The sequence below is a fragment of the Vibrio sp. VPAP30 genome, assembly GCF_001188205.1.
GTDB lineage: Bacteria > Pseudomonadota > Gammaproteobacteria > Enterobacterales > Vibrionaceae > Vibrio > Vibrio bivalvicida.
On record NZ_LBLS01000022.1, the window covers coordinates 50,105 to 71,190 of the forward strand.

The 21,086-nt window shown below is 45.8% G+C and carries 15 protein-coding genes; 4 read left to right on the forward strand and 11 right to left on the reverse strand.

The annotated features are described in order from the left end of the window. Positions 1-43: 43 nt before the first annotated feature. The 3 genes from ZX61_RS09360 to ZX61_RS09370 all read left to right on the forward strand — a co-directional run bounded on the left by ZX61_RS09360 (position 44) and on the right by ZX61_RS09370 (position 3,705). Complete coding sequence (locus ZX61_RS09360) at positions 44-2,623, forward strand: TRAP transporter permease (RefSeq protein ID WP_049844373.1); 2,580 nt, start codon at positions 44-46, stop codon at positions 2,621-2,623. 100 nt (positions 2,624-2,723) lie between these two features. Continuing rightward, the gene (locus ZX61_RS09365; protein WP_049844374.1) at positions 2,724-3,164 is read left to right on the forward strand and encodes a universal stress protein; all 441 of its coding nucleotides are present in this window, start codon (positions 2,724-2,726) and stop codon (positions 3,162-3,164) included. 148 nt (positions 3,165-3,312) lie between these two features. Further along, entirely contained in the window at positions 3,313-3,705 is a 393-nt protein-coding gene (locus ZX61_RS09370) for a DUF2061 domain-containing protein (protein WP_049844375.1), read from the forward strand. Here the strand turns inward: ZX61_RS09370 and ZX61_RS09375 are convergent. Then, positions 3,702-4,502, reverse strand: a complete 801-nt coding sequence (locus ZX61_RS09375; RefSeq protein ID WP_049844376.1) for a glycosyl hydrolase 2 galactose-binding domain-containing protein — start codon at positions 4,500-4,502, stop codon at positions 3,702-3,704. The genes ZX61_RS09370 and ZX61_RS09375 overlap by 4 nt on opposite strands. Before the next feature lie 138 nt (positions 4,503-4,640). After that, positions 4,641-5,051: a ribonuclease E inhibitor RraB gene (gene rraB / locus ZX61_RS09380; RefSeq protein ID WP_049844377.1), complete on the reverse strand. Its 411-nt coding sequence runs from the start codon at positions 5,049-5,051 to the stop codon at positions 4,641-4,643. A 565-nt stretch (positions 5,052-5,616) separates the two neighbouring features. Between rraB and arcA the strand changes: the two genes are divergently transcribed. After that, a complete protein-coding gene (gene arcA, locus ZX61_RS09390) occupies positions 5,617-6,837 on the forward strand; it encodes an arginine deiminase (RefSeq protein WP_049844379.1) in 1,221 nt (406 codons plus the stop codon). Positions 6,838-7,027: 190 nt separating this feature from the next. On the opposite strand, the gene tldD is transcribed toward arcA, so the two are convergent. The 9 genes from tldD to ZX61_RS09435 all read right to left on the reverse strand — a co-directional run bounded on the left by tldD (position 7,028) and on the right by ZX61_RS09435 (position 21,084). Then, the gene (gene tldD / locus ZX61_RS09395; RefSeq protein WP_049844380.1) at positions 7,028-8,473 is read right to left on the reverse strand and encodes a metalloprotease TldD; all 1,446 of its coding nucleotides are present in this window, start codon (positions 8,471-8,473) and stop codon (positions 7,028-7,030) included. Between the two features lie 9 nt (positions 8,474-8,482). After that, positions 8,483-9,301: a carbon-nitrogen hydrolase family protein gene (locus tag ZX61_RS09400; RefSeq protein ID WP_049844381.1), complete on the reverse strand. Its 819-nt coding sequence runs from the start codon at positions 9,299-9,301 to the stop codon at positions 8,483-8,485. A gap of 12 nt (positions 9,302-9,313) precedes the next feature. Next, entirely contained in the window at positions 9,314-13,189 is a 3,876-nt protein-coding gene (locus ZX61_RS09405; RefSeq protein WP_049844449.1) for a YhdP family protein, read from the reverse strand. Positions 13,190-13,198: 9 nt separating this feature from the next. Then, positions 13,199-14,668 (reverse strand): ribonuclease G, encoded by a 1,470-nt coding sequence (rng, locus tag ZX61_RS09410; protein ID WP_049844382.1) that lies wholly within the window; start codon positions 14,666-14,668, stop codon positions 13,199-13,201. Between the two features lie 20 nt (positions 14,669-14,688). After that, positions 14,689-15,249 carry a Maf family protein gene (locus ZX61_RS09415; protein WP_049844383.1) on the reverse strand — a complete coding sequence of 187 codons (561 nt, stop codon included), beginning with the start codon at positions 15,247-15,249 and terminating at the stop codon, positions 14,689-14,691. A 4-nt stretch (positions 15,250-15,253) separates the two neighbouring features. Then, positions 15,254-15,742 (reverse strand): rod shape-determining protein MreD, encoded by a 489-nt coding sequence (gene mreD / locus ZX61_RS09420; RefSeq protein ID WP_049844384.1) that lies wholly within the window; start codon positions 15,740-15,742, stop codon positions 15,254-15,256. Positions 15,743-15,745: 3 nt separating this feature from the next. Beyond that, entirely contained in the window at positions 15,746-16,618 is an 873-nt protein-coding gene (gene mreC, locus ZX61_RS09425; RefSeq protein WP_049844385.1) for a rod shape-determining protein MreC, read from the reverse strand. A 54-nt stretch (positions 16,619-16,672) separates the two neighbouring features. Beyond that, the gene (locus tag ZX61_RS09430) at positions 16,673-17,716 is read right to left on the reverse strand and encodes a rod shape-determining protein (RefSeq protein WP_004747218.1); all 1,044 of its coding nucleotides are present in this window, start codon (positions 17,714-17,716) and stop codon (positions 16,673-16,675) included. A gap of 152 nt (positions 17,717-17,868) precedes the next feature. Continuing rightward, positions 17,869-21,084 (reverse strand): Ig-like domain-containing protein, encoded by a 3,216-nt coding sequence (locus ZX61_RS09435; protein ID WP_049844386.1) that lies wholly within the window; start codon positions 21,082-21,084, stop codon positions 17,869-17,871. Positions 21,085-21,086: the final 2 nt, after the last annotated feature.

Here is a 21,086-nt window from a genome sequence, read left to right on the forward strand (position 1 = left end):
ATAATCATAAATACATGGACCATTTATAATAAGGATTAAGTACATGTCGAAGACAACAACTCCGTCTCAAGATGTGCAAGAAATGGTAGCTCAATCCGATACTGGTGCACGTGCCCCTTCAGGGCTTCCTGGTCGCATCTTATGGTTTGTGCCGCTATGTTGGTCACTGTTCCAACTTTGGTACGCATCCCCTTTGCCGTTCATTTTTAACTTTGGCGTACTCAACGATACTGAAGCGCGTTCAATTCACCTGATGTTTGCAGTATTCCTAGCATTTACTGCCTATCCAGCAATGAAAAACTCGCCAAGAGACCGCATCCCAGCCGTTGATTGGCTGTTAGCGTTAGCGGGAAGTTTTTCTGCCGCATATATCTACATTTTCTACACCGAGCTTGCTGGTCGCTCCGGTGCACCTACAACGCCAGATATTGTGATTGCTGTAATGGGTATGCTATTGCTCCTTGAAGCAACTCGCCGGGCTTTAGGCCCACCACTGATGGTGGTCGCGGCAGTCTTCTTACTGTACACTTTTGGCGGCCCATACATGCCAGACGTCATAGCCCACAAAGGGGCAAGCCTCAATAAAGCTATGTCGCATTTATGGCTAACCACTGAAGGCGTATTTGGTGTTGCACTTGGTGTATCAACGTCATTCGTATTTCTGTTTGTTCTGTTCGGAGCCATGCTAGAACGTGCGGGAGCTGGTGCATACTTTATTAAAGTGGCTTTCTCGTTACTCGGTCATATGAAAGGCGGCCCTGCAAAAGCTGCCGTGGTCGCATCTGGCCTATCAGGACTGGTTTCTGGTTCATCCATCGCTAACGTAGTGACCACAGGCACATTCACCATTCCACTAATGAAACGTGTCGGTTTCCCCGGCACTAAAGCTGGTGCAGTAGAAGTTGCAGCTTCTACTAACGGTCAGCTAACTCCGCCTATCATGGGCGCCGCAGCCTTTCTGATGGTGGAATATGTCGGTATCTCTTATGTCGAAGTTATCAAGGCAGCGATTCTTCCAGCCCTGATCTCATACATCGCTTTGATTTACATCGTCCACTTAGAAGCGTGTAAAGCAGGCATGACAGGCCTACCTCGCCGCCACAACCCAACGCTACTGGCTAGCTTGCTCTCTTTCACTGGCACCATTCTTGGCTTGTGTGTGATAAGTGCTGCTGTGTACTACGGTGTTGGCTGGACCAAAGATGTATTCGGTGAAGCGGCCACTCCAATTGTAACTGTCGCACTACTTCTGGCTTATGTTGCTCTAGTCAACATTTCAGCCAAGTACGCTAAAGAAGGTGCAATTGAAATTGATGCAGAGCTGACGGAAGTACCCGATCCGGGTCCAACGATTAAGTCAGGTTTGCACTACCTACTACCAATCGTGGTGCTGGTCTGGTGTTTGACAGTAGAGCGTTTCTCTCCAGGCTTATCCGCCTTCTGGGCAACGGTATTCATGATCTTTATCTTGATCACCCAACGTCCTCTTATGGCCGTATTGTCTAAACAAGGATCTATTGCCGAGCAGACCAAAGAAGGCTTTGTCGATCTATTAGAAAGTCTTGTTGCTGGTGCGCGCAATATGATCGGTATCGGTGTTGCTACCGCCGCTGCAGGGACAGTTGTCGGTGTCGTCACGCTGACAGGTATCGGCTTGGTAATGACCGACTTTGTTGAGTTCATCTCCGGCGGTAACATCATCTTAATGCTATTGTTCACCGCTGTGATCAGCCTGATCTTAGGTATGGGGCTCCCTACCACAGCAAACTACATTGTTGTTTCAACACTGATGGCTCCGGTAATCGTCACCTTAGGTGCACAAAGTGGTTTGATCATCCCGCTAATCGCCGTCCATCTATTTGTGTTCTACTTCGGTATTCTTGCCGATGATACACCTCCAGTAGGTCTTGCGGCCTTTGCAGCGGCGGCAATCGCTAAATCAGACCCAATCCGAACTGGTATTCAAGGCTTCACTTACGATATTCGAACCGCAATCTTGCCGTTTATGTTTATCTTCAACACCCAATTACTGTTGATGGGTATCGATTCATGGTGGCATTTGTTGCTCACGATCATATCTTCTGTGATCGCAATGCTGATATTCTCTGCAGCAACACAAGGCTGGTGGTTTACTAAAAACAAATGGTGGGAAACGCTCCTGCTGCTTGCTTTGACCTTTACCTTCTTCCGCCCTGGTTTCTGGTGGGATCAAATCTATCCGGCAAAAGTCCTATACCCTGGTACTGAAATCGCACAGATTGCCGAAGATCTAAACGTTGGTGAAGAGATAGAACTGCTAGTAGCAGGTGAAAACCTTGAAGGTGACTACGTCTCTAAAACGGTTCGTCTGCCGTTTGAAGATAAAGCAACAACAGCCGAAGAACGTATTTCCTCTATGGGCCTGATGCTTAATAGCGCCAACGGACGTATGTTAGTCGATATGGTGGAATTTGGCAGCCCAGCCGAATCTGCTGGTGTCGATTTTGACTGGGAGATTCGTTCTGTGGTTGTTGAAGCCGATCGTCCGATGAAAGAATGGGTATTTGTCCCTGCGCTGATGCTGTTGATTGGCCTTGGCCTTAACCAGAAACGACGAGCTCGAAAGGAACAGATGAGCGCGTAACTTAGTCAGCCCCACTGTCAATGTGGGGCTACAATTAAACTAAGGATGCATTAATTCCACTTGGTGTGTTCGCAGCAAGTGACGACAAAGAGAAATAACAATGTATAAGCAAATTCTTGTTCCAGTCGATCTCAATGACAAAGGCTTTTCTGACAAGGCGGTAGAACTCGCGGTCTGGCACGCTAAGCACTCAAACGCACAAGTGCACCTACTTAACGTGTTACCAGGAATTCACATGTCGATGGTTGCGACTTATTTCCCAAAAGACGCAGCACTAAAAATGAAAGCAGACGTCGAAAGCCAGTTAAAAGACTTTGCTATTAAGCACATTGATGAAGATGTGGTATACAAGGTTCATGTTGCAGAAGGCAAGCCGTATTCAACCATTTTGGACTTTGCTGAAAAGCTCGGCGCAGATCTTATCGTTATGCCGAGTCATAAACGCTCGAAGATAGACAAAGTGGTGCTTGGTTCTGTAGCAAGCAAAGTGGTGCAGAACTCCCCTATCAATGTCTTGGTTGTAAAGCCTCAAGGTTCATAACCAAAGTACAACGGAAATCCAAGGCGCTCAATTATGAGCGCCTTTTTAATAGCTATATCCTATCAATCATATCGACAAAAGCCGTTTTCATTAATACGAATAATTATCAATAATAACCTCATGGCAAGACAAGATACAGGTTATTAAGATGAAGAAAACAATCACATTCGCAACCATTCACTTTAGCATTGCATTCACCGTCGTTTACCTACTGACAGGTGACATTCTGATTGGTAGCCTAATTGCGATGATTGAACCTTCAGTCAACACCGTCGCTTTTTATCTCCACGAGCGCGTATGGGCAAAAAACAAATTGCTAGCGACTTTATCTCGCTCGGCGAAAATTAAAACCACCAGCTTTGCCATTGTTCACTTCAGTGTTGCTTTTGGCGTTGTTTACCTAATGACTGGAGATGCATTGATTGGTGGAATAATGGCGGCGATTGAGCCAACCATTAACACCATTGCTTATTACTTCCATGAGAAAATGTGGCTGCGTAAACAGCAAGATAACCAGTACTGGGGATGCGCTCACGCTTAAAGCGGGTAGTGGGTAACGCACATGTCCTTACTTAACCCAACGTTGAAACGCTGGGTTTGACCGTCTAAATTAACTTCGAGCAGGTATAAGTCTTCTAGATTGGGAGCGTCACTATCTGCATAGATTGGTGCTTCAATTTGAAATAAGGCGCTGGCACGGTTGTCTCGCACATCAATAGGCAAATGGTAAGTCATGCCATTAAACTTGACTGACGCAGAGACTAAGCCCGGTGAGTAGGTCTTGTAGTGCAAATCAACCAAAAACTCACATCCACCACCATGGTGCCATATTTGCTCAGTGGTCACATGTTCCAATCGCATATGACGGATAAACTGTAAGTAGGGCTCTTTCCAAACCCCCAAACGATTGTCGAATTTTTTATACGCATCTTCACCTAGCTGGCACAGACCCAACTGATCTTCTTCAAATAGCAGATCTTCCTCTTCTTCTAAGAAGAGAACCTCAAAACGATTACGGCCAAGTTGTAGGTAAGGACGAATATCTTTCTTGTATTCTGCTTGAGTACCATCACAGTCAAATAGCGCGACACCGTTGAGGCGCACTTCTGCGTGATAATCTACCCCACCTAGTACTAAGTCCACCGCAGGAAAAGCCATCATTGCTTCATCGACTTCGATATCATGCATTAAATGCCATTCTTGCTCGGCAATATCCGATTCAGATAGATAATCAGGCAAAACCTGACTTATTGGTGCTGGAAATGTCACATCATCTTGTGGGATGGATAAATCAGTCAAGGGGGAGACTTGCCACAGGCCAGCAAGGGAGAGTTCCATATATCTATATCTTGTCCTGGATCAAAGTTGAGTCGATTATAATGCCAACTCGGCAAGAAAAGATATATCTCGTTTAAGGCAAAAACAAAAATACCAGCCGATTAGCTGGTATTTTCAAGATTCTATCAGTAGATGAACTTACTCTTCATCGTCTTCTTCTGGGTACAAGGCATCTTCACCTTCGTAATAGGTGCCCCAACCGTCATAAATGATGTCGAACTTCTCTGCAAGATGTACCAGCTTTTCAACTTGCGCATCAATCGCTTCTGGGTTTAGTGCAGATTCCATCGTTGCATCACAGCAAAGCAACTTGTTGCCATCTTCATCTTCTGTTTCTTCTGCTTCAAGTACTTCAAAGCCCATCTTAAAGGCTTCAACCACAGCTTTTTCTAGCGTAGCAAAATCTTCAGCAAACAGATGGTGCTCAATCTCATACAAAGCATCTGGATCACTGCCGTCTTCTAACAAAGCTTGGATGATTTCGCGAGTATCTTCCTTTTGAATCTCAATTAACGCTTCAACAGATAGATATTCATCTTCGTGAGACATAAGTCGTGCTCCAGATAGTGACAAAATTGATCATTATATACCGCGACGAAATATCGCATGGATCCAGAGAAATTACTACCCAGAATATGGTTCGATCCCGATCTTTCTTCACCACTTCAAGTTAGATCAATTAAGATCCACTTCACAGTTATAGGAATTAACAATTTTTTATCATTGTCACAATTCAGAACTTTCTCTCTATTTCTAAACATCCTTGCAAATGACGCGAACTGCGTTTTTATCTCTAGCCTATGCATAGACTGGACAAATGGCCAAATGAATAAATAGGTAACGATAAACCATACAGACTCCAATTTGTGCATAGCTATGCTCTAGGACCCTAGAAAAGAGCAATCCTTTCCAGCGTTAGTAATCGCATAGCAACGCATCTTTCCTTGCACTCTATGAAATCACAAAACAGCACAAGAAGGCACTCCATAAGGAAATTATGAAATATATAACCAATAAACAAACAAAACACAGCAATACCAACCAGTATGTCAACTTGCATCTTTATAACAAACTTGTCATAAATACGCTCAGGAACTAATTGTAAGGATACGAAATGAGTAAGTTGTACGTAGGCTCTGAAGTTGGTCAACTAAGACGAGTACTGTTAAACCGTCCAGAGCGAGCACTCACCCACCTCACCCCGTCAAACTGTCATGAGCTGTTGTTTGATGATGTATTGGCTGTTGAGGCAGCGGGTGAAGAACACGACAAGTTTGCCGATACTCTGCGTAGCCAAGATGTCGAGGTATTACTGCTTCACGATCTACTTGTCGAAACCCTTACCGTTGACGAGGCGAAAACTTGGCTTCTTAATACCCAGATTTCAGATTTCCGCTATGGTCCAACTTTTGCCAAAGATTTGCGCCATTACCTATCAGAGATGGACAATGAGCATCTCGCCACTGTATTGCTAGGTGGTTTGGCGTATTCAGAGTTACCAATTCAATCTTCTTCTATGCTACCACGTATGCATCGTCCACTGGATTTCGTGATTGAACCGCTACCGAATCATCTGTTTACCCGCGACACATCCTGTTGGGTATATGGCGGCGTGTCACTCAACCCTATGATGAAACCAGCCCGTCAACGTGAAACCAACCACTTGCGTGCTATTTATCGCTGGCATCCGGTATTCGCAGGTCAAGACTTTATTAAGTACTTCGGTGATGAAGACCTGCACTACGACAACGCCAACATTGAAGGCGGTGACGTACTGGTTATTGGTAAAGGTGCTGTGCTTATTGGTATGTCAGAGCGGACAACTGCTCAAGGTGTCGAAAACCTTGCTGCAAAACTATTTAAACACGGTCAGGCGAAGCAAGTTATTGCCATCGAACTACCTAAACACCGTTCCTGTATGCATTTAGATACCGTGATGACGCACATGGATATCGATACCTTCTCGGTTTACCCAGAAATCATGCGTAAAGATCTCAACACTTGGCGTCTGACACCTAAAAACGACGGCGAAATGAAGGTCGAACAAGTACCTAGCTTTATTCACGCGATTGAAGAAGCATTGGGCTTGGATTACCTCAAGATAATTACCACTGGTGGTGACAGCTACGAAGCGGAACGTGAGCAATGGAACGATGCTAACAACGTGCTAACGGTGAAACCGGGCGTTGTGATTGGTTACGAGCGTAATGTCTATACTAACGAGAAGTATGACCAAGCGGGCATCAAGGTTCTTACCATTCCAGGCAATGAATTAGGCCGCGGCCGTGGTGGCGCTCGTTGTATGAGCTGCCCTATTGAAAGAGATGGCATCTAAGCGAGAAGCGAGAAGCGAGAAGCGAGAAGCGAGAAGCGAGAAGCGAGAAAAATTAAAGGGTTGGCGCATGGCGTCAACCCTTCTTTTTATGTCCAATTAAGCTTTTCAGCAACTTTCGCCACCTCATCCACAAAGACCCCTCGAAGGACTAAGTCCTCTCTCGAATCTCGAAGCGAAAGCGTTCCCTTCTCTATTCCGTACCACCAACAGTGATCGAATCGAGCTTCAGCGTTGGCTGACCGACACCAACTGGAACACTTTGACCTGCTTTACCGCACACACCGACACCACGGTCAATGCTAAGATCATTACCAACCATCGAGACTTGTTGCATCGCTTCAATGCCTGAGCCAATTAGGGTGGCCCCTTTTACTGGGCGAGTGATTTTGCCATCTTCAATCAAGTAAGCTTCAGAGGCCGAGAAGACGAACTTCCCTGAAGTAATATCCACCTGACCGCCGCCAAAGTTAGGCGCATACAGACCTTTCTTAACTGTAGAGATGATCTCTTCTGGTGTGTGCTGACCTGGCAGCATGTATGTGTTGGTCATACGCGGCATAGGAAGATGAGCATAAGACTCACGACGACCATTGCCTGTTGGACTAACACCCATTAAACGGGCGTTGAGCTTGTCTTGCATATAACCTTTAAGTACGCCATTTTCAATCAAAGTATTGTACTGGCCATTTACACCTTCATCATCAACGTTTAATGAACCACGTAGATCTTTCAATGTACCGTCATCAACAATAGTACACAGCTCAGACGTTACTTTCTCACCGACTTTGCCACTAAATACTGAAGACTCTTTACGGTTAAAGTCACCTTCAAGTCCGTGGCCGACTGCTTCATGCAGCAGAACGCCCGGCCAACCAGAGCCGAGTACCACAGGCATCATACCAGCAGGCGCGGCTTCAGCTTCAAGGTTTACTAGCGCCATACGGATCGCTTCATCGGCATAGTGGTACGCGACCTTAGCACCATCACTATCAGTGAGGAAAAAATCGTAACCAAATCGACCACCACCGCCAGAGCTACCACGCTCACGGCGATCACCTTTTTGTGCCAGTACACTAATAGATAAGCGCACTAGCGGACGTATATCACCAGCATAAGTACCATCTGTAGCCGCCACCAGCATTTGCTCATGCACGCCACTCAAGCTGATAGACACTTCTTTAATCAACGGCTCTTTCGTTCGAATATAGGCATCGAGTTCTTTAAGCAGCTTGGTTTTTTGCTCTTTCTGCCAGCTTTCTAATGGGTTAGCTGCAGAGTAATAGCTTTGATTATCGCTACGCTTAAACGCCTGAACTTTGCCGTTTTGACCTTGCTGAGCAATACCACGAGCAGCAACTGCACTTTGCGTCAGGCCTTCTAGCTGGATTTGGTCAGAGTAGGCGAAACCGGTTTTCTCACCAGTGACAGCACGAACGCCTACACCGCAATCAATATTGAAAGAGCCATCTTTGATGATGCTATCTTCTAAAACCAGAGATTCATGCCAACTCGACTGAAAATAGATATCGGCGTAATCAATTTGGCGAGTCGCAATACTCGCAAGCGTATCAGCAATATCTTGTTCACTAAGTCCGGCTGACTTTAGCAATGCACCTTCTACGTGATTTATTGTCATACTTTGCTCTTAATTTTGTAACTGGTTGCTGAATCGAGCATGCTGACCCACTGGCATCGCAGCTCTTAATTCTTTTACTTGGCTTAAATCGATATCGACCAATAAATTACTTGGTTGATCGGAAAGGCTCGCGACCACCTTGCCCCACGGAGAAATGACCATCGAGTGCCCCCAGGTTTCTCTTCCACATGGATGAGTTCCAACTTGATTAACCGCAATCAACCAAGACTGAGTCTCAATCGCACGTGCACGAAGTAAGATTTCCCAATGCGCTTCTCCAGTCACGGCGGTAAAAGCCGCAGGAACGAGAATCAAATTTGCGCCTAAGTGTGCCAGTTCGCTATACAAACTAGGAAAACGAACATCATAGCAGATACTCAGGCCAATATGGGCAAATGGTGCTTGGTAACCAACGACTGCACTTCCGGGCATAAAGGTTTCTGACTCACGGTAGCGCTTATGACTGTCAGCGACATCAACATCAAACATATGCAGCTTGTCATACTGGGCAACAAGCAGACCATCAGGACAATAGAGCAATGAGGTTGTGGTCACTCCTTGCTCTCGCTGAATTGGCATGCTTCCTATTGCTAGCCAAATTCCATTCTCCCTCGCCATCTCAGATAAAGAGATTTGTAATTGCCCTTGACCTATCGGCTCTGCATGTCGGTGGTAGTCGCTACGATTACCAAACACTAGTGCATTCTCGGGTGTAACGATTAATCGAGCACCTTGGTCAGCCAAATTAGCCACTTGCTTACGGATATAGGCCAAATTGTCACTCGGGATTGGCCCTGAGGTCATTTGAATTAATCCCACTCGTTCCATGAGCTTTGTTCCTTATTTAGTCGATTCTCGTAGTGACTCTGGCAGCTCAAACTCGCCCTTACTACGAGACAGCTCTTTAACTACAGGTGAGTCTAGCGGACCTTTTACTTCATAGTTTACCTGAGTAAAGACTTCTACTACCGGTGATATAACAGTCGTAATGGCCAGTACATACAATGCGGTTTGTGGCGTCACGGCAAAAGCGGTTAATACCGGAATGCCTGAGGTGATATCCGGTGTGAATTTTACTTCCGCATCAACAGTGCGAGAATTAAGGTTAGCGAGGCCTTTAATATTCATCTCTCCGGCAACGGCATCCATTTCGATGTCATTGGTGAGGAATATACCATTACGAATCGAGCCACTCCCTGTGATCGAGTTAAAGGCCATCCCCCTATCGAAGACATCACTAAAATCGAGCTGCATCTTGCGGATAATAGAGTCTAAGCTAAATATCCCCAGCAAACGCGCAGCACCGCTGACATCAGAGATAATACCTTTACCTAGCTTAGTCGACACTTCACCACTTAGAGTATCCACCTTGCCTGACCAAGGAGAGCCATCCCATTCTAACTGCGAACTGATTTCAAATGGGGCTCGCTGAATCCCTGAAGAAATACCAAAGCGCTCCATCACATCACTGTTGTTTTCACCAGACATCTCAATGTCGAATTTGGTGTGGCTTTCAGTTTCATTCAGTTGCCACCAGCCTGTCATATCAACTTTGTTGGCACCACTTTCAAATGTCAGTTTCTTCCATTCCAGCTTTTCACCTTGGCGCTGCAAATCAAGGTGCGTCTTGCCGACTTTATATCCCTGTAACCAAAAATCGTCGATTGTCAGGGTAATATTGGGAATCTGCTCATGGAATGTACGCTCAAAGTGGCTGATAAGCGGTGCATCATTGTTTTCTGGCTCAAACATACCTTTGTCTTTGTATTCCTTATCCAAAGCGGGAATATAGACATGCAGACGCTCTAAAGACACTGATAGGTCATAAGGTTCAATATAACTAGCTTCACCTTTTGCCTCTTGGCTATCTAGGCTCAGGTACCAGCCTAAGCCTTTGCGCTTGGCACTAAAATCAACATCATTCCAATCAATAGTGCCCAGCGTAAGCTCTTTGGCATCAAGGTCGATTCTTGTCGGCAAAGGGATTTCTGGTGTATTCATCTGAGCGACGAGTGCTTCTGATGGCCCTTCTTCAACGGCAAAGCGTTCAAACCACTGATCTAAATTGAGATCATCGACCAAAATTTTTGCCTGATGGCCAGCGACCGGACTGATTCTGTAACTGCCCTTACCCAGTACTAAATAGGTATCAGTTAGCACTGGAACTTCTGGTCGGATATCGATTTCAGCTTGATACTTAAAATTGGGTAGCTGGACGCGAGCAGTGATGCTCTCTTGGTTACCCGACGCTTCAAGCCGTGCTTTACCTGCACTCCCTGCTACCTTATTTAGTGGTGCAGGAAAGTCACTGGCAAGAAACTTAAGATCCGCTTGAGTATTAATTTGGTAGGTAAAGCCGACATCGTTAAGCTGGATATCAACATCCATATTCCAAGGGGTATGCCCACTTAGTGGCTCAAGCCACTGCTTGCCGAGATAAGGAACTAAAGGTTCAACATCCCAATCACCAACGACGTCAATCGCCACGCCATAGCCTTGGTCAATATTCTCACCTTGGAAATCAATTGACACAGGCTGATTAAGTAACCCGGCGGATAATCCGGCGGCGCTGACAACGTCATTATCAAATTCAACCCGACCCGACACTTTTTCTAACGTCATTGGCGGAGCATCAATAGTAACGTGGTTGTCTTTTAGATCGGCGTATCCCCAGGCGCGAGCTTCCTTATTTTCACTAAACGGGATATTGAGTTGAAAGCTTGACTCCACCTGCCCATCAACTTGAACTGCGGTTAATGCTGCACCAACCGAATCGACCAACGGGGAAGCGGTCATGTAGTCACGCACCGCATTACCTTGTGCGACAGCCTGTGCTTCGATTTCGATATGACCACCTTCCGCTAACTCGGGAATACGCCCGGAAATGCGCTTGGCTTTGACATCCATAAGAGTGGCACTGCGCGAGTCGAGATACATGGCATCGTTCTGGAACAGCAGATCTAACTGTAGATCGGTGATTGGCGGCCAAGCGGTATCAAAGCTAAATTTCGCTTGCTTTAAGCCAACCCATGCCTGAAACATGCCGTCATTGTTGTGATACGGAAAATCGCCCAACTCACCATACCAAAGTAACTTAGCAGTATTTACCTTGCCACCTTGAATCGCAGTACTTAAATAGTCGGTCAGTTCACGGCCTAGCGCTAAAGTCGGTAAATAGCGCCAAGTTTCCGCAGCATTGTATAAATCGGCTTCGGCATAGAAGGACAAGAATGGGCTGCGATCGTGAGGGAAATCGAGTTTAAAAGCGCCTAAAACTTGAAGATCGGGAGTCGCAGCTGTCACTTTATCAGCCCACAAACTCCAACCAGACTCACTATTTTGCCAAACAACATCGACTTGTCCTTGCCTAATATGGGGCGGCGCTTGGAACACATCCCCATAGGGTAAAACATCATCAATCAATGAAACCTTGGCCTTCGCCTGACTGAGGTTACCGGCAATAGAGGCAGATAAATGATTCAAACCTGGTAGCAAATCCCACTGCGACATGGAAGCACCTGACAGTTCAGCAGAGTATTTGATGCTATCGATACCATCAGCCATAGAGACTCGAATGTCTTCGATTTGTCCACCGAGAGAAAGAGATTTAAGAATATCAGTGCTCGCTTTGGACTTCGGTGCCAGTTTGATTAGCGGAGTAATCGCCGCAATATCGAGCTGTGAAACATTTAAACGCCACTCGTTTGGCTGCCAATCAAAGGCAACATCGAGATCCGGCCACTCCACCTCATCGGTATTGAGTTTTAGTGAGTGAGCATTTACTTGCCAACCTTCATTCCTTGGTTCTAGTTCAACAACACCAGACTCTAACCATAGTTCGTGATGCCCACCTTCTTTCCAGCTTAGCTCTGACGAATCAAACTCCAGATAGGCACTGGTTGGTTTACTTTGAGTTAAAGTCAACCAGCTACTAAAGCTCACTTGCCCTTTATCTATCCCTGATTCAGTTTTGATAAACTTGGTCAGCCAAGGCGTAATCAAGACGTTTTGCACTGACAAGTAAAACTCACCACTGACATCCTTTAGTGAGCCGTGATCGACAAAGTTTGCTTTGACTTCTGCAGAGTTTAGATTGCCATGTGCGAGACTGACTTCACCATCTGCTCGATGATGACGCCCATTGTTTTGCCATTGTAACCTTTTGATATCGAGCTCTCGGCTCGTACCATCTATACCCAGAAATTGAATTTTCGACTCAGTTAAGGCGAAGCCGTCGAGTTGACGTAACAACAGTTGATCTAACTGCTGCATCACATCTTTCTGCTCACCCTGAGGTTGCAGTTGCGGAGGTTGGTCGCTGTCGGTATTGACCCACTCAACTGAAGTAATATCTAAATTGAACTGGTAAATATTGAGATCAGCAACAACAGGCTGCTGTTGAATCAATGACTGAATCAAATCTAGCTCAATCTCTACATTCTCCGCTGAGAAGTGGATGCCGCTGCTTTCCGGTGTTTTAGCCGTTACACCTTGCAAAGAAAGTGACGGATGGGTATTACGCCAAAACCCCTTTATTTCAGAAACGTCAAATTCTAACCCTGAGCCTTGGTTGATCCAGCTCTGGATTTGAGGTTGAAAATGGTTGAGTTGAGGCAGCGCGATACGCAGCGCCGTTACTGTCGCAGCCAAAATGACCAAAACAGTAACGGTGAGCCATAACAATAATCGAACTAGCCGTGTAGCCGTTGAAATCACAAACAACCTTTACATCATAACAACGTCAAACTGCTCTTGAATATACAAAGGCTCAGCCTGGATTTTCACCTGTTTGCCAATAAATACTTCAAGTTCAGCTAGGGCGTGAGACTCTTCTCCTTGTAAGGCATCAGCTACCGCAGGAGAGGCATACACAACAAATTTATCGGCATCATAAGCACGATTGACGCGAGTAATCTCACGTAGAATCTCGTAGCAAACCGACTCAACTGTCTTAACACTTCCACGCCCTTCACAAGTTGGACAGGTAGAACAAAGAATATGTTCAATGCTTTCTCGGGTGCGCTTGCGCGTCATCTCGACTAAACCAAGCTGAGTGAAGCCATTAATGTTAGTTTTGACACGGTCTTTGTTTAAGGCAGCAGCCAAAGAAGTGAGTACACGGTCACGATGCTCATCAGAAGCCATATCAATAAAGTCGATAATAATAATACCGCCAAGGTTTCGCAGCCTTAACTGTCTAGCAATCGCTTGGGTCGCTTCGATGTTGGTATTGAAGATGGTTTCTTCTAGGTTACGTCGACCGACAAATGCTCCGGTATTGATATCTACAGTGGTCATGGCTTCAGTTTGATCGATGATAAGATAACCACCGGATTTAAGCTCTACCTTACGCTCCAAAGAGCGCTGAATTTCGTTCTCAGTGTCGTACATATCGAAGATGGGCTTATCACCTTCATAAAGCTCAAGTTTTTCTGTTAGTTCAGGCACATACTCAGAAGTAAACTCTTTGAGATTTTCAAATTCAAGGCGTGAATCCACCAGGATCTTAGTCAGCTCCGTCCCGACAAAATCTCGTAGAATACGTTGAGATAACCCTAGCTCACCATACAAAGTCGCCCGGGTTTTGTATTTACTGCGACGCTCGGTGACTTTCGACCATAAGCGTTTTAGAAAGGCGGCATCTTGGGAGAGTTCTTTATCGTCGGCACCTTCAGCGGCAGTGCGAATAATAAAACCGCCATCTTCATCGCAGTATTCGCCGACAACTTTCTTCAGACGGCAGCGCTCTTGCTCACTTTCAATGCGTTGAGACACGCCAACATGGCTAGCACCTGGCATAAAGACAAGGTAACGAGAAGGTAAAGTAATGTCAGTGGTCAGGCGCGCACCTTTAGTTCCCAGTGGGTCTTTGACCACCTGAACCACAATGTCTTGCCCTTGGCGCACCAATTCTGAAATATCGCGTACTTGAAACTGTTGTTTTTCATTTTCAGCGACACATTCTGTGTGAGGAACGATATCTGACGCATGAAGAAAAGCGGCTTTCTCGAGCCCTATATCAACAAATGCTGCCTGCATACCAGGTAAAACTCGACTGACCTTGCCTTTATAAATGTTGCCGACAATACCGCGTTTTGCTTCACGTTCAACATGGATCTCTTGTAGAGTTCCGCCCTCAATCATGGCCACACGAGTTTCACTTGGGGTCACGTTGATAATTAACTCTGCACTCATAAGAGTACCTCAAATTTTATTTATAAGAATTTGTGCAAGAGCTGGTCAGTTTCGTACAGGGGTAAGCCAACAACTGCGTAGTAACTGCCTTCGATGCGAGTTACAAAGCGTCCGCCTAAGCCTTGAATACCATAACTACCAGCCTTATCGCATGGTTCGCCCGTGTGCCAGTATTGTTCTATTTCTTGCTCTGACAAAGTTTTGAACCACACGTCGGTAGAAACCACGACTGTTTCTTGAATCTCTTTCGATGCGACAGTCACGGCAGTCATCACTTGATGCGTTCTACCTGAGAGTGCTAATAACATTTTTTTAGCATGCGCTAAATCATCTGGCTTTTCCAATACCTGCTCATCACATACAACGATGGTATCAGAACCGATAACCACTGAATTTGGCTCAAGCTCTACTGCCGCCATCGCTTTATCTTTAGCAAGGCGAGAAACATATTCAAATGCGCTCTCACCGGATTGGCGACACTCTTCGACATCCGTTTTCAGGACAGAAAAGGCATAGCCGAGTTGAGAAAGTAGCTCTTTACGTCTTGGCGAGCCTGAGGCCAAAATCAATGGTTTAGTCATTTTACTATCGTATGTGCCAGTGGCGTCTTACTCGACGCATTAATAAGAACATCCAAGGCCAAAGAATACAGTTGATCAAACCACTCCACAGCGAGACCGGGTTAAAGGCCACATCTTGGATCAAGTACTCGCCACAGAAAATAAGCACATCGAGCAATATAGACATCACGCCAATCAGTATCGCTTGTTGCCATAGCGCCATATTACGAATGACGAGGAAGTTAAGTGCGACGAGATAAACGACAATCGACATCATCATGCCGCGGATACCTAACGTGGAGCCAAGCAATAGATCCCACAATAAGCCTAGTATGAGTGCTGAACCAACATTCACTTTATGCGGTAGAGCTAGTACCCAGTAGCAAGTCACCAACAACAACCAAGAAGGGCGCAGCAAATCGAGCATTCCCGGCCAAGGTATCGTTTGTAGGGTAAGCGCTATTAAGAAAGAACAAGCAATGACAAACTTTCCTTTTAACACACTATTTGCCATGTTCTATTGTTCCTCTAGGTTCTCTGGAGTGACTTGTTGAATTTTTTCCTGACGAGAGTCATTCGGCCAAATCAGCAGCAGGTAACGCAGGCGCTCAAAGTCAACAACAGGCTCGGCTTCAATAACCGCAAACTCTCGCGCTGTATCGCGTTCGACTTCTGCAACGTGAGCCACAGGGAAGCCTTCTGGATAAATTCCCCCCAGACCAGACGTCACTAATAGATCACCTTCTTCGATATCTAAACTGATCGGAATATGGTCAAGGTTGATACGATCAGATTTACCGGTACCTGAAGCAATAACTCGAATATCGTTGCGGATCACTTGCACTGGAATCGCACTCAAACTGTCCGTAAGCAGTAATACACGGCTGTTGTGCGCCGAAACAAACGTGACTTGCCCAACAATACCCTTTTCATTTGCCACAGGTTGACCAACGTAGACACCATCAATCTGACCTTTATCAATCACAACTTGATGACGATAAGGCGAAGTATCTACCGCCATAACTTCGGTGACGACTTTGCGCTCATCACGAATAAACGAAGATCCAAGCAGCTTACGCAACCTTTGATTTTCTTCTCGGTACTGATCAAGCAGCAGTAGATCGTTCTTAAGACGAAGCACTTCACGCTTAAGCCTGCGCGTACTTTCCATATAGTCTTGGCGAATGTTGAAACGCTCATAGGCGCCATCAAACATCACGCGTGGGACATCTGCCAAGTACTGAATTGGGGCAACCATGCTATTAAGCAAATAACGAATTTGAGCAAATGCACCTAAACGACTATCAGCCAGCATAAGGCTGGCTGATAGAATAACGGCAAAAAACAGGCGTAACTGTAGTGAAGGTCCCCGGCCAAAAATAGGCTTCATGGAATATGAGATCCTTATCTTGCCAATCTTGGCACTAGGCCAAGATCATTCAATTTATTCTTCGCTGAATAGGTCGCCGCCATGCATGTCGATCATCTCTAGCGCCTTACCACCACCACGAGCAACACACGTTAGTGGATCTTCAGCGATAACAACTGGGATACCCGTTTCTTCTGTTAGCAGACGATCAAGATCTTTTAGCAGTGCACCACCACCCGTCAGAACCATACCGTTTTCAGAAATGTCAGACGCTAGCTCTGGCGGGCATTGTTCTAGTGCGACCATAACAGCCGATACAATACCTGTTAGTGGCTCTTGCAGAGCTTCTAGTATCTCATTTGAGTTAAGGCTAAAGCTACGTGGTACACCTTCAGCTAAGTTGCGGCCACGGACTTCGATTTCTTCAACTTCGTCACCTGGATAAGCAGAGCCGATTTCATGTTTGATCTTTTCAGCCGTCGCTTCACCAATCAAACTGCCGTAGTTACGACGGACATAGTTGATTATAGCTTCATCAAAACGGTCTCCACCGATACGTACCGACGACGAGTAAACCACACCGTTTAGCGAGATAACTGCCACTTCAGTCGTACCACCGCCGATATCGACCACCATAGAACCTGTTGGCTCTGACACGCGTAAGCCTGCACCAATTGCTGCCGCCATTGGCTCATCAATAAGGTAAACTTCACGAGCCCCCGCACCGAGCGCCGATTCACGAATCGCGCGTCGCTCAACTTGTGTAGAACCACAAGGAACACAAACCAGTACGCGTGGGCTTGGTTTTAGTACGCTGTTGTCATGCACTTGCTTAATAAAGTGCTGAAGCATTTTTTCAGTCACGTAGAAGTCAGCAATAACGCCATCTTTCATTGGACGGATAGCAGAGATGTTCCCCGGTGTACGACCCAACATTTGTTTAGCCGCATGGCCGACAGCCGCAACGCTTTTACCTGCGCGGTTACGGTCTTGGCGAATGGCAACGACTGAAGGCTCGTCTAGAACGATACCTTGTCCTTTAACGTAGATAAGTGTGTTGGCAGTACCTAAATCGATTGATAGGTCATTAGAAAAAATGCCACGAAGTTTTTTGAACATATTCTTCGCTCGTCCTGAAAGAATTAGAAGATAGAAAATTGCACTAAATGTACCAATGCCTTGCCGTCACAGCAAGGCATTGAAGTGTAAACATGGGCTGAAACACGCAATTTCTAACAGATTCCTAACGATAGGCAAAAAAATGACAAATATTACTGGCCGGTTAATCCAGATTCGCCGCGGAAGATGACCCGATCATTACCACGGAAAATGCCAAAAGTAACAACGGTAGAAGGATCTTCTTCCCCATTGACTTCAGTTCGATTAGCGTCTTGCCAACGGTATCGTAGCCAAGGGACGATATTTGCTCCTCTGTGCAAATCTAACCACACTTGCGTTTGTTGTCTGACAGCCGCAACAGCCGCAGACTGTGAAACCGTAATGGAATTAGATGCGCCATCAGTAACCACACCGCCAGCCGCTAAGTTAACATTCTCCGCTGTAGAGCCGTTATCGACCCAGATAGTATGGTTATCACTAACCACATTGATGCCAGCTATGTTAGTCGTATCGTCACCACTATGGGTAACAAAGCCTGAACCATTCCAGAACTCAATTCTGAGTGGAATGTTCATAGTACTGCTTGCCACTCCGCCGATACTATCAAGCACAGCGCGACCAAAATAAATAACAGGTTGGCTTGTAAGCAATCTTGGTTGCCCACTTGATTGATAATCAATAGGGTCGGCGTTGCCACTCACTGCGTCAATAGAAATAGTCGAAGCAGTACCGCCGGATGTATTAAATGGTCCATCTTCATAGCCATCAGCAGGCGTCGCTTTGGCCCAGCACAACTCGTTCGCGCAAGTAGTAGAAGGCGAGTTTTCTTCTAGTTTAAAGGTACCAATACTCTTGCTCGAACTCACCGCCCAAGCCTTACTAGGCGTCCCTGAATGAAAACGACTGGTGTAGGTAGGGTTAGCTTCATACAAGGCAAAACCCGCGGTATTACTAGCAACAAAGTTGCCGTAGTTTTGTACCGAGTTACCCTGTAGGTTCAGGGCTTCTACATAAAACTCAACGCCATTGAATGGCTGATTCATATAAGCAAAGTTTTGCTCACTCGCTCCAACCCCAGGGTAATTCCAGATTGGCGTATTAATCACTTGGAAGTATTTCGGATAGAAACGCCCAACGTTCTGCGTATCAGGATCGACACTCATTGTGAGGTACGAGGCGCTAGTTTGAAGACTCAATGTCCCAACCTCGGTCCATGAATGATTGATCGTCTGCGTCTCACTACCGCTGCTAAAATTAGGGATCACACTTGGCGTGACAGTTCCGATTTGCGGGCTGGTCGTTGGATAACTAACACTGTAAGCTAAGTTGAGAGGGCCATTATCAAGACTATAGTTGCCTGTTAACAAGTAATTACACTCATCGCTCACTCCTACATTGGAATCACCATGTGTGATGGGTTTATAAGTGGCAGAGAATCCCGTTCCTCCCGGCACAAAGCCCGGAGAACCTGTGGTCGTTGCTGGGTTCGCTTTGTTACTGCCGCCCGTTTCCTTTACATCACAAATGGCAATCTTCCAAGGTCGAGAGTAAACATCAAATTGCCCCTTCAGCGCCCCACCTTCAACGGGGCAACGAACATCATCACAAACAAAGCTATTGTCTGTGATGGTGACACGAATCTGCCCTGACTCTTTAAAGTTATAGTCGGCCTGTCTATTTGAATCACTGAGGTTAGCGGTAAAACTCAAATCCCCCGCATCAACGACTGCCGATGTCGGCCTTTGATAAGTAAAGGCTGCTGATGGGCTGCCTGTATAGCCAAGCGTTATTAGCTGCCCATTGTTACTACAGGCTTTAACCTTAACCGGGACTTGATTATTTTGCCCAGCGGTCACGTACTGATCAGCCACTTCAAACTTATAGGGTACAAACTTGATTTGATCTGTGTCGGTAAAAGTTTGTCCGCCAGTGGTTAAGCTCGCTTTTAGATCATAGTTACCAGTTCTATTTTGGGGATGGGTTGTTACCTGATATGTCGCGATTCCACTTACTTCAGAGACAAAAGATAGTGTTAAATTGCTACCATTCTCCTGCTCTAATGTCGGTGTATAACCTGATACTGGGTTACCGTTACTGTCTAAGACGTGTACCTCAACAATATTTTCAGGCGAGGCTTCACAGGTAAGGTGATAATTGAATGGTTTTATATCTATCGAGGTAACTACCGTAGTAGGTTCTGTATTACAGCTTAAAGGATAAATTTTGTTATCTCGACCACTGATCGCAATGCTGTTTGCCGTGATACCACCGCGAATCTGATTGCCATCTCCTTCGATGATGAAACCATTGGTCTCATTCGTTGCAATTGGATCTACGTAGAAAAAAGCTTTGACCTGATAGTTACCGTCTACCCCATGATCCGGAAACTTAATCGCAGAATTCGCACCATGACCAATAATTAGTAGATCTTCACTATCACCAGCTTGGTTGATCTGTATGCTAGTCTGATCAAAGTAGATGCGCTTGTAGTGCAAAATACTAGGTGCCAGAATTTCCAACTGAGCATTCTGCTCCGCGAACCGGAGTTCATTTAGCCAGTACTCTCCTCCAGTCAGCTGCAACTTAGCATTCTGCTTAATAGTAATATCTCGGTAATAGCCACTATTTAACGGGCACGTCTGACTGCTGTTACAAATTAGATCCGTGTTACCGTGGCCGTAATCTGGTGTTGGCATCGGCAAAGTACTAAAAGTCTTGCTAGGATCGAAGCTACATAAGCCGCCACTAGAGCCCTCTGGATACTCACAGAGGTCGCTTGGCTGAAAAATTGCTTGAAACGAGAATTTTGGATTACTACTGGTCGGGTAAACCCGGTTACCAGAGCCAGATACCGACATAGCACCAAACGCTTGTACTGGACTGCCCGTATAGCTGTTCGTTTGTAAACCATCAGGGACATAAGAACATATGTTCAATGAATCCGCAGAGTCTAAACACTCGACAGAACTTATCCCGGGAGAGGTAATAGGACTATGAGCTCCGTACTCCAGCGCTTGTACCTTTTGCTCAATCAGGTGCCACCCGCTGCCTGAATTGCGATAATAAGTTAAATGGCTTAACCCTGTAGCGCTATCGAAATCGCTGACTATCCGTATTTGATAAGTTTCACCGCTAGTTAGTGACTGCTCATTAAAGATATAGTCGGACGAAACTTGTGCCGTTTGGGTATACCAAAGAGTATAGCCATGGCTGCCCTGTTTCAGATAAAAACTCTGATAGCTATCTGATGCCACAACAGTAAAAGACACCGTAAAATCTTTGTTGCCTTGATAAAGACATGCAGCTACCGCTACTGATGACATCAACAAATACCCAGCGAATATTGACAACAAACGGATCAACTTCATGC